Raw genomic sequence first — 16283 nt, forward strand, 5'->3', positions numbered from 1 at the left:
TAAAAAACTCTATATCTCTAAATATATATCTTCTTCTCTTTACAGACTATTCCTTCTTTAAATTTATATATTTTTAAAAAAATTATCCGTGATTATATATATTTCAAGTTATTTAATGGAGAGAGCCTTTTATAAATATCTCTGAAGAATACTTTAGTCTAAACTTATATAAATTAAGTTTTGCTGTGAAAGCTCTATATAGGGATTTAAGTAAAGACTTTAATTTATAAATTTCCAAACCGCCTAAAACCATTGAGTATTTGTACATGTATAAACTAAGTTTTACTATGTAGACCCTATATTATTACCTTTTTCATAAAGTTTTGTACATATTTTTCATTTTAATAAATAAAAATAAGTATAATTGACTTTCTATAGAGGTTTAGGGAAAGCTATTAATTAGCTTTAAGATATGAACTCTATATAGATATATTACTCTGAAATTTAACAAATGAAAGTAGACTCTAGGGTTTTCTTCATCGTGATGTGGATAAACTTAAAATTTACTATTTCTCCATTAATAAGAAGTAAAAATCTAAAGAATTTACTAATTCACATGTGGATAAGTATATTAAAAAATTTTTTATCAATATTCACAAGAAGAACTTTTTTAAAACATATAACGGAAATATATTTATCCACAGTTCTATCGAGATTATAGTTTCCTATGTGTTAGAAAAGATGTCTTCAAATTTGTACGACTACAGGAGGAACTTTCATGTGGAGAATAATACTAACTTCCTTTTGGATGGTTTTTATCGCTGAATTAGGAGATAAGACACAGCTTCAAACAATGTTGCTAGCAACTCAGACAAAATCTATCTGGGGCGTTTTTATTGGAGCATCTCTAGCCCTTGTTCTCAGCGCATTATTAGGTGTTTTAGCAAGTACATATATAACAAAGTTGATTCCACCCCATTATCTTAAATTTGCAGCCGGTAGTGCTTTTATAATTATAGGTGTACTGACCCTGCTAGGTAAAGTTTAAAATATCTTATGTGAAATAGTATCAAACCCCTTCGTTTTGGTCAGATTTTTCTTCGAGAAGCGACCTCAATAAAAAAAATCATAGCCTAAGCTATGACTGGGGCTGTTAACAAGATGAGTCATAGCCTAGGCTATGACTCTATTATTTCTTTTTTGGTATTTTTACAACTACTTCTATGTAATCGCCTTTATCAGCCTGACTGTATTTTGCATCTAGCCCCGTGTCTCTAATGGCATTATAGGCATTTTTTAAAGTATTTAAGTATATTCTAAAATTCAAAGAACTTTTAATCGACTGTCTTCTTTCCTGCTCTTCAGGTGCATTTATCTCTTCAAGCTTATCTTTAATAAGCCTCTCAGTCTTTTTAACATTTAAGTCTTTTTTAATTACTATTTCCAATATTTCTTTCTGAGTTTCCTCATTAGGTAACTTCAATAAGGCTCTTCCGTGTCTTTCAGTCAAGCTATTCTCTATCAGCATGCCTTTTATTTCACTAGGTAATTTCAAGATTCTTAGCTTATTTGCTATAGTAGATTGATTTTTTCCAACCTTTTCAGCCAGTTCCTGTTGTGTAAATCCATGTTCACTAACTAATCTATAATATCCCTCTGCTTCTTCTATAAAATTAAGATCATCTCTTTGAAGATTTTCAATTAGTGCTACCACAGCACTATCTTCATCACTCATTTCAATGATTATTGCTGGGATTACATCGAGTCCCGCTAATTTTGAAGCTCTTAAACGTCGTTCTCCAGCAACTAATTCATATTCTTCTTCGTTACCTAATCTTACACTGATAGGTTGAATTACACCATATGATTTTATAGACGAACAAAGCTCTTCAAGGCTTTCTTGGCTAAAAAATTTCCTAGGCTGATATGGATTTGGCTTGATACTTTCAATAGATAAATATGTAACCTTATTTTTCAAACTAACATTTTCCATTGTACACGTCCCCTTATTAATAATACTGCCTATTATTTAGTTCGTCATAAAGCTCTTACTTCCTGCTTATTTTTTTATTAATTTACTAAATTTTATGTGTGTGAAGCCTATATAGGTTCATAAATCTAAGTTAGAGGCTTCTTCGTAGGAGTTCCAGCTTTTCTTGGATATTTACTAGGCATTGGTTTTGTCTTTTTTATAATTACCAGGTTATGTCCAGCATCACTAAAAGGTAAATTAACATTCAAAGTATCTACTATCTCACCGCCTAAAATACTTAAGGCCTTTTTTGCCTTGCCAATCTCGTCCTGAGCCTTTGGCCCTTTAAGAGCAATAAAGTATCCATTTACTTTAACAAAGGGTAGGCAGTATTCGCATAAAACAGATAATTCGGCTACAGCCCTGGCAACAGCAATGTCGTACTTTTCTCTATAGTCCTTATCCCTTCCATAATCCTCTGCTCTACCATGTAAAAACTCCACCTGACTAAGCTCTAGCTCATCACATACCGTTTGCAGGTACTTAATTCTTTTATTAAGAGAATCTAATAAAGTAAGATCTATATTTTCGTTAAAAACCTTCAGAGGGATTCCTGGAAACCCCGCACCTGTTCCAACATCAATGATTTTGGAATCGTTTCTTACAACCCCGGTTAACATACATGCTAAGGAGTCTAAGAAATGCTTTATCATAATCTCCTTATCCTCTGTAATGCCCGTTAGATTTATTTTTTTGTTCCACTCAATTAGCAGATCCTTATATTTTATAAATCTATCTATCATTCTCTCATCAATATCTAAGCCCAATTCTTGGCCACCCTGCTTTAAAATATCTTTATTATTCATTTTCAGTCCCCCTCTTTCTTCTTTGTTGCTCTAGGAAGACAAGCAGTACGGATATATCGGCAGGAGAGACTCCAGAAATCCTAGAAGCCTGACCAACAGAAAGAGGCTTTATTTCATCTAACTTTTGTCTTGCTTCTATTCTGAGTCCTTCTATCTTGCTGTAATCAATATCCGGTGATAGCTTCTTACTCTCAAGTTTCTTAAACTGATCTATTTGTCTTAGCTGCTTTGTAATATACCCCTCATACTTGATTTGTACATTACATTGCTCTGCTACATTTCTTTTTATACTTTCCGGCCTATTTATGTCAATTTCCTTTAGCATTCCGTAGTCTAGCTCTGGTCTCTTTAAAAGATCATATAGAGATATACTACTCTTAATCTGTGAACTATTATTACTTTCTAGAAACTCATTAGCTTCACTTGGCTTAACCATTGTACTTTTAAGTCTATCCATTTCCTCTTCAATATCTGCTTTTCTTTCGAGGTAATTCTTGTATCGTTCTTCACTGGCTAATCCAATTTTATATCCCTTTTCTGTCAATCTAAGATCAGCATTATCTTGCCTTAGTACTAGCCTATACTCTGCCCTAGATGTCATCATTCTATAGGGTTCATTTGTGCCCTTAGTAACAAGATCATCTATTAAAACTCCAATATATGCCTCTGATCTATCTAATATAAATGGTTCTTCACCTTTAATCTTTAAAGCAGCATTTATTCCTGCAATTAATCCCTGGGCAGCAGCTTCTTCATAGCCCGATGAACCGTTAAATTGACCTGCAGAAAATAAATTTTCAATATTTTTAAATTCAAGGGATAATTTTAACTCCGTTGGATCTATACAATCGTATTCAATGGCATAAGCAGGTCTCATGATTTTCACATTCTCAAGTCCCGGTATAGTACTTAAAAAAGCTATTTGAACATCCTCCGGTAAGCTTGTAGACATCCCCTGAACATACATTTCGTTTGTATTTAAACCCTCTGGCTCTATAAATAATTGATGCCTATTTTTATCAGCAAATCTTACTATTTTATCTTCAATAGATGGACAATATCTTGGTCCAGTCCCCTCAATTTGTCCACCATACATAGCTGATCTATGTAGGTTTTTGTATATAATTCTATGGGTTTCCCCATTAGTATAAGTAAGCCAACAAGAAATCTGATCCATGCTTAATTCATCATTCATAAATGAAAAAGGTACTATTACATCGTCACCCGGTTGCTCTTCCATTTGAGTGAAATCTAAGGTCTTCATGTCTACTCTAGCTGGAGTTCCCGTTTTAAATCTTGTGAGCTTAATTCCAAGATTTTTTAAACTCCCAGTCAGCTCTAAGGATGGAGCTAATCCGTTTGGACCACTTTGGAAGCTTGATTGTCCTATGAAAATCTTTCCACCTAAATATGTTCCAGTTGCTAAGATAACAGCCTTACTATAATATATAGATCCAGCCCTAAGTACTACACCCTTTACTCTATTATCTTCGGAGAGTATCTCAACAACTTCCCCCTGCTTTATATCTAAATTCTCTACATTTTCTAGAGTTTTCTTCATTTCCGTATGATATAAATGCTTATCGGCCTGTGCCCTTAAAGAATGTACAGCTGGACCCTTAGCAGTATTTAACATTCTACTTTGAATAAATGCCTTATCTATATTAAGGCCCATTTCACCGCCTAAAGCATCTATTTCTCTAACTAAATGGCCCTTTCCCGTTCCTCCTATAGAAGGATTACAAGGCATCATTGCAATTGAATCAAGATTAATAGATAATAATAAAGTTTTTTGTCCCATTCTTGCACCGGCAAGTGCAGCTTCACAACCGGCATGTCCCGCTCCAATAACTATGACATCATATGTACCGGCTTCAAATCTTTCAGTCATAAATTCAACCTCCGTGATTAAAATTAGGGCTATGGCGTCCCTCATTTTTACAGCTATGTGACCCCAAAATTTCATATACGAAAGTAGGCTCTGAGGTTTCCTTTTTGCGATTTTTATAACACATAGGAAATTATAATCCTTTTAATCTATATATTTTTATAATTTCCGTTATGTGTTTCATCAAAGTCTTCCTTTTAAGTCTTTATGTAAGACTTTGATTTGAACCTGTTTTCACCTATACTCTATAATTTAAAACAGATTTATAGCATGAGCTAAAAGGATTCTCAGTGACTACTTGAGTTAGTTAAACCTCACTATCACACATCTATAGTTCATTTTCGTTAATCTATATTACTTTCCTAAACAGAAATTAGCGAATATCTTATCAATAACGTCGTCATCAACGGTATCTCCCGTTACTTCACCTAAGGCATCATAACAATCCTTAATATCAACTTCTAATAAATCAAAAGGCAAATTCTGTTTTATAGCATCAACACCTTCATCGATACTTTTTAGGGCCTTTTCTAGGGAAGCTTTATGTCTTACATTAGTAACGAAATAATTACTTGCAGACTTAACTTGTCCACCATAAACCATCTTAACTATTTCGTCTTCTATATCCATAAGACCCTTTTCTTCAATAATAGAAGATCTAATTATTTTCTTCTCCTTTAAAAGGTCCTGAAGTTCCTCTTCACTAATCTTCATAGGTAGATCAGTTTTATTTAAAATGATTATTGCCTTTCTTTCCTCAATAAGCTCGATTATTTCCTTATCTTCCTTTGTTAATTCCTCTGAAGCATCTAAAACCAAAATTATTAGATCAGCTTTATTGAAAAATTCCTTACTTCTCTCTACACCAATCTTTTCAACTAAATCTTCGGTTTCCCTAATCCCAGCGGTATCAACGATCTTAAGGGGTATCCCCTTTACGCTAAGGTTTTCTTCAATAACATCTCTAGTCGTTCCTGGAATATCCGTAACTATAGCCCTTGATTCTCTAAGAAGAGCATTTAATAGCGAAGATTTTCCTACATTTGGTTTCCCTATGATAACAGTATTTAATCCTTCTCTAATAATTTTGCCCGTTTCTGAGGTTTTTAGCAGTCCTTCAATGTTTTCCTTTATAGTTAGGGAATTGGTTAATAGCTCTGGGTATGTTATTTCTTGAATATCTTCCTCAGTATAATCAATGCTAACATGTAGATGAGCTAAGGTCTCAACAATAATATCTCTTACTTCCTTAACCTTCTTAGACAGAGTCCCTTCAAGTTGATTTAAAGCTACATCAAATCCCTTATCAGTTTTTGCACTTATTAAATCCATAACTGCTTCTGCCTGAGCTAAATCTATTCTTCCATTCAAAAAAGCTCTCTTAGTAAATTCTCCAGGTTCAGCCATCTGGGCTCCACTTTTTAGGATAAGCTCTAATATATTTCGCGTTGGAACTATTCCACCGTGACAATTTATTTCTACTATATCTTCCTTAGTATATGTATGTGGTGCCTTCATGTAAACCGCAAGAACTTCATCTAATACCTTATCTTTTTTCTTATCTATAATATGTCCATATACCATTTTTCTCTGAGAAAATTCCTTTATGCTAATACCCTTTTTAGATTGAAATATACTATCTAAGATATCTACAGCACTTGGTCCGCTTATTCTAATTATACTTATACCTGCTTCACCGGGCGCGGTGGCAATGGCAGTAATAGTATCGTCTATCATTAAAACACCCCATTCTATCTATGGTATTTTTTTATAATACATAGGAATTTATATACTTTTTTATTATTCCAATTTTAACATAAAAAAATCAAAACTCAAGGATACAGATCTGTGAGTCAGAAACTTGATAAACTAAAATAGAGTCTGAGATTTCCTTTTGGCTATTTGAGTTTAGTTAAACTTCTCATTCACACATCTCTATAGCTAAGCCACCCATAACAATAAAACCCAGTATGAATACTGGGTTTTTAAATGATTTCATAGCTATCTACTTTAAAAATATAACTACTTTTCTATTTGGTTCATCTCCTTGACTCTTTGTACCTACATGAGGATTATTCTGAAGTGCTGAGTGAATAATTCTTCTTTCATATGGGTTCATTGGGTCAAGTGTGATACTCTTTCTAAACTTTTTAACCTTATAGGCTAATTTATTTGCAAGTTTAATTAATGTTTGTTCTCTCTTTTTTCTATAGTTCTCAGTATCCAGTACTACTCTAATATAATTTGCATCCCCACTGTTAACTACTAAGCTAACAAGGTATTGAAGAGCATCAAGAGTTTGTCCTCTCCTACCAATTAAAAGCGCTACATCCTTACCAACTATTTCAATATGTAGATTACTTCCCTTCAGCTCTGTTTTAAGTACAGCAGGAATTTTCATGGAATCTAACACTTTTTCTAAAAATTCCGTAGCTTTTTCACCGGGATTATCCTTAAGAGTTACTTTAACCTTAGCAAGCTTGTTTCCAAATAACCCCAAGAAACCTTTACTAGGTTCTTCCAGCACTTCAACTTCCACTCTATCTCTAGTAGTGTTTAGTTCACTTAGTGCACTACTTATTGCTTCGGCAATAGTTTTATCAGTCTTTTCTACAAACTTCATACTATTATTTCTCCTCCTTAAGCACATCGCTCTTAGGTAAGAAGAACTGTTGTGCCATTTGGAATAAGTTGCTTATAACCCAATATAGAGTAAGTCCCGCTGGGAAGCTTCTACCCCACATTAATATCATAACAGGTAAAAGTAAGTTCATGGTTTTTAAAGCTTGAGGCTGGTCACTTTGATTAGCAGTATTCATCGTATTCATTGATATGTATGTACTAATTGCAGCTATAATTGGTAATATACCAGGCACTGCAAAATTTCCTACCATAAATACATCAGGCTTAACTAAATCCTGTAGCCATAGAAAGGGAACACCTGTAGCTTGTGCAGCAAGTGCTTCATTGCCCTTGAAAACGAATTCAACAGGATTTCTTAGGGCTCCAAACAACCCAAAAAGAATAGGCATTTGAATAAGTAAAGGTAAGCATCCACCTAAAGGATTTATCTTATACTCTTTGTATAGTTCCATTGTTTTAACATTTAACGTCTCTTTATCATTCTTATACTTGTTTTGAAGCTTCTTTAATTCAGGTTGCAACTTTTGCATTTCCTTTGTCTGTTTAAGTTGATTAAGTGTAAGCGGTAACAGGGCTACCTTAACTATCACCGTAAACAAGATTATTGCTATAGCGTAATTGTTAACTAAATTGTAAATGAAAAACAGTAATGAACCTAATGGTTTTGATATCAACGTTTTACCCCCTATCGCTACTATAATAATTCTTTTGTCTTAATGCATTTTAATCCCAGATTATACATAGAAAATTCAAAATTTTTTAGACATTTTTAAACTTTCTATGAATAATCTGGGGTTATTTATCATTTCAAAGGGTCATAACCTCCTGGGTGAAAAGGATGACACTTCAATATTCGAATTAAACTCAATTTGAAACCCTTAAAAGCTCCATATTTATTAATTGCATCTAGTGCATACTGCGAACAGGTCGGATAAAATCTACAGCTTGGTTTCTTAAGGGGCGATATATACCTTCTATATCCTATTATTAAACCAACTAATATTCTTTTCACAGCTACACCCATTTCACTAATTCATATTTTTTACAGCTTTTTTTATCACTCTTTTCATAGATTTCTCTACCTCGTGATAGACTGCATCTTTTATGCGGGCTCTAGCAATAAAAACTATATCGTAACCACCCTTAACATCTTTACTAAGGCTTCTAAAGCCTTCTTTCATTAATCTTCTGGCTCTATTTCTTGTAACACTTTTTCCAACCTTTTTACTAGCTGTAAATCCAACTCTTGTTATATCCATATTGTTTTTTAAATAACATATAACAATATACTTGTCAGCAATTGACTTTCCCTTATTATATACATTTTTAAAATCTGTATTTTTTTTTAGTCTTTCTATGTCAGACATTAGATTGCCTCCACAAGCCTTCTTAATTACAGAAAAAGGCCACTATCAGCGGCCTTAAGCAGTCAATCTCTTTCTTCCTCTTCTTCTACGTTTCTTAAGTACATTCTTTCCAGCCTTAGAACTCATTCTCTTTCTAAAACCATGTTCCTTTTTTCTTTGTCTCTTCTTAGGTTGATACGTTCTTTTCAAGTTCTACACCTCCTTCGAGCTCTGCATGAGTATTTATATTCAAAATAGTTACATTCACAATGTAAAAGTCCGCTAAATAATTATACCTTTATAAGCAATTCGTGTCAAGGAATTTATTAAATTGAAAAAAATACCTCTACTAACTATGAATTATGCAACTTTTACTATTTAATTTTTCATGCTTAAGAAGTGAACTTGAATAAACTACTTACTTAAATTTGTTAAGGCTTCTCATATTCTTTTCAGTCCTTAATTAATCGAGTAAATTGCATAATTAACTCAATAAAAACTAAGATTTTATAGCATATGTGGAAAAATTATTCACAAATATTATTTATTGTGGATAATTTATTCTTTTTAATTGAATAACTATCGTATATTTGATATTATTAGATAGACCCTGTTGATAAGTGGATAATTATTTAAAATAGTGTGAATTATACACAATTTGTGGATAAACTTGTGTATAACATTAACTTTATTAACATAAAGTACTTCAAATCATTTATTTACCTTGTTAATAACTTTAATTTGATTTTGTAGATAATGTTAATTATATATATTTATATTTTTCATTAAATTTTTTTCCACAAATAATTAAAATTTAATGTTAATTATTTTTTTAACTAATTTTTTCACTTACAATTCATATTATCAACATTTTCTGTGGATTTATTGTGGATTACTACAAAAATTTTATCCATTTTATTATATAATTATAAATCTACATTCTTATTTTTCCTACTTTTTTTAATTTTAATCATTACTAAGTATTTTAATTTAAAATTTTTTATAATACATAGGAAATTATAGAACTAATATTTCCTTTATATAATATGTAGTAATTTTTTTTACATTAATTGTACGGCTTGTTCAATTATTTTTATGCTTGATTTATCATTTTAATTACATTTTTAGCTTTATTTTTCATTTTTATTTAGAAAAAAATTAGGAGGATTATGTAATATGAGTTTTAACCTTCATGAAATCTGGGATCAAACCTTGAAACTGATTAAAACTGAATTAACTGAGGTTAGCTACAACACATGGTTAAAATCATTAGAACCTATATCCATAACGGGTAAGAGAATTATATTAGGTGTTCCTAATGATTTTAATAAGGGGATATTAGAAACCAGATATATGACTCTTATAACTAATGCAATAAAACAAATAACTTCTCAGGATTTTAAGATAGAATTTATAATTCCTGGTAGTGATGATTTTAATAATTTAACTAAGAACAACGATAATAAGGAAGTTAATTTTTTTGAGTCACCTAATCTCAACCCTAAATATGTATTTGATACCTTTGTTATAGGTAACAGCAATAGGTTTGCCCACGCAGCTTCACTAGCTGTAGCAGAAACTCCTGCTAAAGCCTACAATCCCCTCTTTATCTACGGAGGCGTAGGACTAGGTAAAACCCATTTAATGCATGCTATTGGACATTATACCCTTGGTCAAAATCCAAATACTAAGGTAGTATACGTATCATCTGAAAAATTTACTAACGAATTGATTAACTCAATTAAGGATGATAAAAATGTAGAGTTTAGAAACAAATATAGAACTGTAGACGTTCTTTTAATAGATGATATTCAATTTATCGCTGGTAAAGAAAGGACTCAAGAAGAGTTCTTCCATACATTTAATGCCCTATATGAAGCTAATAAGCAGCTAATTATATCAAGTGATAGACCTCCAAAGGAGATACCTACCTTAGAAGACAGGCTTAGATCTAGGTTTGAGTGGGGACTTATAACAGATATACAGGCCCCTGATTTTGAGACAAGAATTGCAATACTTAGAAAAAAGGCTGAATTAGAAAATATAGATATTGAAAATGAGGTTCTTCATTTTATAGCTAAAAAGATTAAGTCAAACATCCGTGAGTTAGAGGGAGCTTTAATAAGAATATCAGCCTATTCATCCTTAACAAATAAGGATGTTTCCATCGACTTAGCAAATGAAGCTCTTAAGGATATAATATCATCTTCAAAGCCTAAGCAGATTACAATCTCGTATATTAAAGATATTGTGGCTCAAAACCATAATGTTAAAGTTGAAGACTTAAATTCAAAAAGAAGGACAAGATCAATAACATACCCAAGACAAATAGCAATGTATATATGTAGAGAACTTACGGATCTATCTCTACCTAAAATAGGTGAAGAATTCGGCGGACGTGATCATACAACCGTAATCCATGCTTATGATAAGATAAGCAAGGATATAAAAGCAGACAATGATTTTAAGAATAGAATAGAAAAAATAGTAAAAGAAATTCAAGGTGAAGAATAAATTTGCTTATTTTTTAGATAGTATTTCAAAAGCAAATTTAATCAACAGATTTTTGTTTAAAAGAATTGCATAACCTGTTGATAACTTTCAAGGGATATAATACAATATTTTCTGTGGATAAACAGTTTTTTATACAGTTTTTATTAACAAGCTTTTTAACAGCTCTATCTTTTTGTATATCTTGCTCATAATGCCTTATCCACAAACTAACAGGCCCTACTACTATTACTAACTATTTTTAATATATTTATTTTATTCTTCATCAAAGGAGGTTTTCCACAATGAAAATTATATGTTCACAGAAACAGCTATCTTCAGCAGTAAATATAGTTCAAAAAGCTGTATCTACTAAAACAACTTTACCAATATTAAAAGGGATCCTTTTAGAGGCAAAAGATGATCAACTTAAGTTGGTTGGTAACGATTTAGATATAGGTATTGAAAACTATATTGAAACAAAAATTATAAGAGAAGGTTCAATAGTAATATCATCGAGATTATTTGGAGATATTATAAGAAAGCTTCCCAATTCAGATATAGAGTTAGAAGTAGATAGTCAAAATAATGTTTTTATAAGATGTGAAAATTCGGATTTCAAATTAGTTGGGCAACCGGCTATGGAATTTCCAGAATTACCCTTCGTTGAAGAAGAAAATACCTATGTTATAGGTCAAGACTTATTTAAAAACATGATTAGACAAACTATTTTCGCAACATCACAGGACGAAACTAGACCTATACTAACTGGTTCTTTAATTGAAATTGGAAATAGAAATATATCAATGGTCGCAATAGACGGATATAGATTGGCTCTTAGAAAAGCATATTTAAACTCAGATATCGAAAATAAAGCAGTTATTCCGAGTAAAACCTTAAACGAGATAAATAGAATATTAGGAAATGAATCAGAAGGAGAAATACACATATCCTTTACTGATAAACATATATTGTTTACTATTGATGAAATAAGAATCATTTCTAGATTACTTGAAGGTGAATTTATAAATTATGATCAAATTATACCAAAGGAATTTAAATCAAAGGCTAAGGTAAGTACTAAAAATTTACTTGATAGTATAGAAAGAGCATCACTTTTAGCTAAAGAAGGAAAAAATAATCTGATTAAGTTTTCTATAAAAGATGAGATTATGAATGTCAGCTCAAATGTTGAAATAGGAAGTGTTAATGAAGAGGTTAGTATTGAGTTAGAAGGAGAAGATATAGATATAGGCTTTAATTCAAAATATCTATTAGAAGCTCTAAAAGTTATAGATAGTGAAGAAATATACTTAGAATTCACTACAGGTGTAAGTCCGTGTATAATGAAACCAACGGATAATGATAACTATATCTATTTATTACTACCTGTTAGATTATCAAAGTAATATAAAAAAATGATTTAAAGTATATTAGATACTCTTTTAGAGAGAGTTCCAAGTAAATCTTAATTTATACATATAAAAATATCCAATGTTTCTGTGGATTTTTGATATGTATAAATTAAAGTTTTGACTGGAATCTCTATAGAGGATATATTTTAATCAAAACTTGGTTATTCTCAAAGATAGAACAAGTCCTCATAGTAAATGGAGGACTTAAATTTTGTTTTATACAGTTCATAGTACAAATTATCTAATTACAAAATCACGTAATTAATATAAAATAGGTATTGACCTGTAATATAACCTAAGGAGGTAAGATTTTGGAAAAAATCTTTATTGAAACTGAATTTATAAGGATAGATCAGCTTTTAAAGTTTGCCAATATTGTAGGTTCAGGTGGAGAAGCAAAAATTATAATAAAAGAAGGTTTGGTTAAAGTTAACGGAGAAATAGTTTTGCAAAGAGGAAAGAAAATAAAGCATGAAGATATAGTTGAAATTGAGGATATGCAAATTAAAGTATTAAAAAAATAGAGGTGCTCTATGTGTTTATTAGCAAATTGAAGATAGTTAACTTTAGAAACTATAGTAGTTTAGATATAAATCTTCATGAAAAGCTTAATATTTTCATAGGTAATAACGCCCAAGGAAAAACAAATATATTGGAAGCTATATATTTAACAGGTTTTGGTAAATCCTTTAGAACAAATAAAGATAAAGAGCTCATAAATATAGATAGTGATATGGCTTATGTAAAAGTTGAGGGGACAAAGAGACATAGCGAAGTTTCCGTAGAGTTTAGATTATGGAATAATAAGAAAAAGCAAATAAAAACGAATGGATTAAGCTTAACTAAGCTCTCAGAATTACTTGGAAACATCTACATAGTTATTTTTTCTCCCGAGGATTTAAAACTTATAAAGGGTGGCCCATCTGAAAGAAGAAGATTTATAGATAGAGAAATTTCACATATAAATAGAAAATACTATTATGATATAATGTCCTACAATAAAGTATTGCTTCAGAGGAATAATTTATTGAAAAATATATCCTATAATAGAAAATTACTAAAAACTATTGATATTTGGGATGAGAAATTGGTAGAATATGGGACGGGAGTTATATTTAAAAGAATGGAGTTTATAAATAGATTAAACTCTTTAAGTAGGCTAATGCATAGAAAAATTACAGATGGTAGAGAAAATTTAGAAATAAAGTATTTAAGTAATATAGATATTGATAATAAATCTAGTCATGACGAAGTTTATAAAAATTTCAAGAAGAAACTAGAAAAAAAGATTGAGATTGACATAAAGAGGGGTTTTACAACGGTAGGACCACATAAAGATGATCTTGGAGTGTATATAGAAGATAAGGATATAAGAATATTTGGTTCACAGGGCCAGCAGAGAACCGCTGCGTTGTCCCTTAAGTTATCTGAAATAGAGATAATTAAAGGTGAGGTAGGAGAATATCCGATCCTTCTACTTGATGATGTAATGTCTGAATTAGATATAAACAGACAAAACTTCCTAATAAAAAGTTTAAAAAATGTTCAAACCTTTATAACAATAACCGAGATACCAGAGCTTATGATTCCTATTGTTAATGAGGGAAATATTTTTAAAATATCGAATGGTAATATTATCAAAGATGATGTTTTAAATTAGTATTTATAAGTACGTTCTATATAGTAAAATAAAAACTCAGAGGGCATTGACCCCTCTTCGTTTTGGTCAGATTTTCCTAGAAAAAATGACCTACAATAAAAGCCCAAAAAAGTTTATATATATAGTCAGGAGGAAAACAAATGGCTGAAAAAGTTACTCAAGAGTATAATGCTCAGCAGATTCAAGTATTAGAAGGTCTCGAGGCTGTTAGAAAAAGACCTGGAATGTACATTGGTACAACTGGACCTAGAGGACTTCATCACTTAGTAGAAGAGATAGTTGATAACAGTGTTGATGAAGCTTTAGCTGGTTATTGTAAGAATATTGAGATTGCCATAAATGAAGATGGTTCAATAAGTGTATCAGATGACGGTAGAGGAATGCCCGTTGATTTACATCCTAAAATGAATAAGCCAGCTGTAGAGGTTATTCATACAGTACTACATGCAGGTGGTAAATTTGGTGGAGGAGGCTATAAGGTTTCCGGTGGGCTTCACGGTGTTGGTGCATCTGTTGTAAATGCTTTGTCAGAGTGGTTTGAAGTTGAAGTAAAAAGAGATGGTAAGATATATAAGCAAAGATATGAGAGAGGTAAAACTATAACTGAACTTGAAGTTATTGGGAAATCAGATATAACTGGAACTACCAGTAGATTTAAGCCTGATAACGAAATATTTGAAGAGACAACCTTTAAATTTGAAACCCTTGAACACAGACTTAGAGAACTAGCTTTTTTAAATAAAGGTATAAGAATAATTCTTGAAGATAAAAGAGCTGAACAAGAAAAAAGGTCAGAGTTTTACTATGAAGGCGGAATTAAGGAATTCGTTAAACATCTAAATAAGAATAGGAATGAAATACATCCTAACGTTATTTATAATGAGGGTGAAAAGGATGGTACTGTAATAGAAATAGCCCTACAATACACCGATGCATATTCAGAAAATATATTTACCTTTGCCAATAATATTAATACCCATGAGGGTGGTACCCATCTAAGTGGATTTAAAAGTGCTCTTACGAGAGTGATAAATGATTATGCTAGAAAAAATAATTTTCTAAAGGAAAAAGATAGTAATTTCCAAGGTGAAGATATTAGAGAAGGTATGACAGCAATAATATCTGTCAAATTGACGGAGCCCCAATTCGAAGGTCAAACTAAGACAAAGCTTGGAAATAGTGAAATAAGAGGTATTTCAGAATCTATATCTTCTGAAACTATTGCCACTTTTTTAGAAGAAAATCCTTCAGATGCTAAGATTATTATTGATAAATGTACTAGATCTGCAAAGGCTAGAGAAGCAGCTAAAAAAGCAAGGGAGCTTACAAGAAGAAAGGGTGCATTAGATGGTATGACCCTTCCAGGAAAGCTTGCAGACTGTTCAGAAAGAGACCCTTCTAAATGTGAAGTATTCCTAGTCGAGGGAGATTCGGCGGGTGGTTCTGCTAAACAGGGGAGAGATAGAAGCATTCAAGCTATTTTACCACTGAGAGGTAAAATAATGAATGTTGAGAAGGCGAGTCTTGTTAAAATCCTTAACTATAACGAAATAAGAGCTATGATTACGGCCTTTGGATGCGGTATAGGAGACGAATTCGATGCAAGTAAACTAAGATACCATAAGATCGTTATAATGACCGATGCCGATGTTGATGGGGCCCATATTAGGACTCTTCTATTAACATTCTTCTTTAGATATATGAGACCTCTTATAGAGGAAGGATATGTATATATAGCCCAACCACCACTTTACAAGGTTAAAAAGGGTAGAGCTGAACATTATGTTTATAATGATAGAGAATTAGAGAAATTATTAGCTGAGATAGGAAGAAAAGGTATATCCTTACAAAGATATAAGGGTCTTGGAGAAATGAATCCTGAACAGCTTTGGGATACAACAATGGATCCTGAGAGGAGAACAATAATTAGAGTAACTGTAGATGATGCAATTTTAGCCGATGAAGTATTTACAACTTTAATGGGTGATAAGGTTGCACCACGTAGAGAATTTATAGAGTCAAATGCAAGATATGTAAGTAATCTAGATATATAAAGGAGGGGG

The 16283-nt window shown here is 31.7% G+C and carries 15 protein-coding genes; 6 read left to right on the forward strand and 9 right to left on the reverse strand.

What is annotated here, in order from left to right:
* The first annotated feature begins 718 nt into the window (after window positions 1–718).
* Window positions 719–988 (forward strand): TMEM165/GDT1 family protein, encoded by a 270-nt coding sequence (locus tag R9X47_RS16170; RefSeq protein WP_432662092.1) that lies wholly within the window; start codon window positions 719–721, stop codon window positions 986–988.
* A 141-nt stretch (window positions 989–1129) separates the two neighbouring features.
* Here R9X47_RS16170 and noc read toward each other — a convergent pair whose 3' ends face one another.
* The 9 genes from noc to rpmH form a co-directional block, all read right to left on the reverse strand.
* Entirely contained in the window at window positions 1130–1933 is an 804-nt protein-coding gene (gene noc / locus R9X47_RS16175; RefSeq protein WP_432662093.1) for a nucleoid occlusion protein, read from the reverse strand.
* 125 nt (window positions 1934–2058) lie between these two features.
* Window positions 2059–2778, reverse strand: coding sequence for a 16S rRNA (guanine(527)-N(7))-methyltransferase RsmG (gene rsmG, locus R9X47_RS16180; protein WP_432662094.1), 720 nt, complete (start codon window positions 2776–2778; stop codon window positions 2059–2061).
* Window positions 2771–4669, reverse strand: a complete 1899-nt coding sequence (mnmG, locus tag R9X47_RS16185) for a tRNA uridine-5-carboxymethylaminomethyl(34) synthesis enzyme MnmG (protein ID WP_432662095.1) — start codon at window positions 4667–4669, stop codon at window positions 2771–2773. The genes rsmG and mnmG overlap by 8 nt, the downstream gene beginning before the upstream one ends.
* A 351-nt stretch (window positions 4670–5020) precedes the next feature.
* Complete coding sequence (mnmE, locus tag R9X47_RS16190) at window positions 5021–6403, reverse strand: tRNA uridine-5-carboxymethylaminomethyl(34) synthesis GTPase MnmE (RefSeq protein WP_432662096.1); 1383 nt, start codon at window positions 6401–6403, stop codon at window positions 5021–5023.
* A 268-nt stretch (window positions 6404–6671) separates the two neighbouring features.
* Window positions 6672–7289: an RNA-binding cell elongation regulator Jag/EloR gene (gene jag / locus R9X47_RS16195; protein WP_432662097.1), complete on the reverse strand. Its 618-nt coding sequence runs from the start codon at window positions 7287–7289 to the stop codon at window positions 6672–6674.
* A 4-nt stretch (window positions 7290–7293) separates the two neighbouring features.
* Window positions 7294–7983 carry a YidC/Oxa1 family membrane protein insertase gene (locus R9X47_RS16200; protein ID WP_432662098.1) on the reverse strand — a complete coding sequence of 230 codons (690 nt, stop codon included), beginning with the start codon at window positions 7981–7983 and terminating at the stop codon, window positions 7294–7296.
* Window positions 7984–8111: 128 nt separating this feature from the next.
* The gene (yidD, locus tag R9X47_RS16205) at window positions 8112–8333 is read right to left on the reverse strand and encodes a membrane protein insertion efficiency factor YidD (RefSeq protein ID WP_432662099.1); all 222 of its coding nucleotides are present in this window, start codon (window positions 8331–8333) and stop codon (window positions 8112–8114) included.
* 4 nt (window positions 8334–8337) lie between these two features.
* Entirely contained in the window at window positions 8338–8676 is a 339-nt protein-coding gene (gene rnpA / locus R9X47_RS16210) for a ribonuclease P protein component (RefSeq protein ID WP_432662100.1), read from the reverse strand.
* A 54-nt stretch (window positions 8677–8730) separates the two neighbouring features.
* Window positions 8731–8865 carry a 50S ribosomal protein L34 gene (gene rpmH, locus R9X47_RS16215; RefSeq protein ID WP_432662101.1) on the reverse strand — a complete coding sequence of 45 codons (135 nt, stop codon included), beginning with the start codon at window positions 8863–8865 and terminating at the stop codon, window positions 8731–8733.
* Window positions 8866–9831: 966 nt separating this feature from the next.
* On the opposite strand from rpmH, the gene dnaA reads away from it, so the two are divergent.
* From dnaA to gyrB, 5 genes are all read left to right on the forward strand, one after another.
* Window positions 9832–11169: a chromosomal replication initiator protein DnaA gene (gene dnaA / locus R9X47_RS16220; protein ID WP_432662102.1), complete on the forward strand. Its 1338-nt coding sequence runs from the start codon at window positions 9832–9834 to the stop codon at window positions 11167–11169.
* Window positions 11170–11450: 281 nt separating this feature from the next.
* Window positions 11451–12554 (forward strand): DNA polymerase III subunit beta, encoded by a 1104-nt coding sequence (gene dnaN / locus R9X47_RS16225; protein ID WP_432662103.1) that lies wholly within the window; start codon window positions 11451–11453, stop codon window positions 12552–12554.
* A 317-nt stretch (window positions 12555–12871) separates the two neighbouring features.
* Window positions 12872–13084 (forward strand): RNA-binding S4 domain-containing protein, encoded by a 213-nt coding sequence (locus R9X47_RS16230; protein WP_432662104.1) that lies wholly within the window; start codon window positions 12872–12874, stop codon window positions 13082–13084.
* Between the two features lie 11 nt (window positions 13085–13095).
* On the forward strand, window positions 13096–14220 hold the full coding sequence (gene recF, locus R9X47_RS16235) for a DNA replication/repair protein RecF (RefSeq protein WP_432662105.1): 1125 nt from the start codon (window positions 13096–13098) through the stop codon (window positions 14218–14220).
* A gap of 140 nt (window positions 14221–14360) precedes the next feature.
* On the forward strand, window positions 14361–16274 hold the full coding sequence (gene gyrB / locus R9X47_RS16240) for a DNA topoisomerase (ATP-hydrolyzing) subunit B (RefSeq protein WP_432662106.1): 1914 nt from the start codon (window positions 14361–14363) through the stop codon (window positions 16272–16274).
* Window positions 16275–16283 lie beyond the last annotated feature (9 nt).

The sequence above is a fragment of the Wukongibacter baidiensis genome (genome assembly GCF_050888315.1).
In the GTDB taxonomy this organism is placed as follows: Bacteria; Bacillota; Clostridia; order Peptostreptococcales; family Caminicellaceae; genus Wukongibacter; species Wukongibacter baidiensis.

Bases quoted from the DNA above. Each gene is read 5' to 3' on its own strand.
- R9X47_RS16170 (WP_432662092.1), top strand. From the start codon at position 719: ATGTGGAGAATAATACTAACTTCCTTTTGGATGGTTTTTATCGCTGAA.
- noc (WP_432662093.1), bottom strand. From the start codon at position 1,933: ATGGAAAATGTTAGTTTGAAAAATAAGGTTACATATTTATCTATTGAA.
- rsmG (WP_432662094.1), bottom strand. From the start codon at position 2,778: ATGAATAATAAAGATATTTTAAAGCAGGGTGGCCAAGAATTGGGCTTA.
- mnmG (WP_432662095.1), bottom strand. From the start codon at position 4,669: ATGACTGAAAGATTTGAAGCCGGTACATATGATGTCATAGTTATTGGA.
- mnmE (WP_432662096.1), bottom strand. From the start codon at position 6,403: ATGATAGACGATACTATTACTGCCATTGCCACCGCGCCCGGTGAAGCA.
- jag (WP_432662097.1), bottom strand. From the start codon at position 7,289: ATGAAGTTTGTAGAAAAGACTGATAAAACTATTGCCGAAGCAATAAGT.
- yidD (WP_432662099.1), bottom strand. From the start codon at position 8,333: ATGGGTGTAGCTGTGAAAAGAATATTAGTTGGTTTAATAATAGGATAT.
- rnpA (WP_432662100.1), bottom strand. From the start codon at position 8,676: ATGTCTGACATAGAAAGACTAAAAAAAAATACAGATTTTAAAAATGTA.
- dnaA (WP_432662102.1), top strand. From the start codon at position 9,832: ATGAGTTTTAACCTTCATGAAATCTGGGATCAAACCTTGAAACTGATT.
- dnaN (WP_432662103.1), top strand. From the start codon at position 11,451: ATGAAAATTATATGTTCACAGAAACAGCTATCTTCAGCAGTAAATATA.
- gyrB (WP_432662106.1), top strand. From the start codon at position 14,361: ATGGCTGAAAAAGTTACTCAAGAGTATAATGCTCAGCAGATTCAAGTA.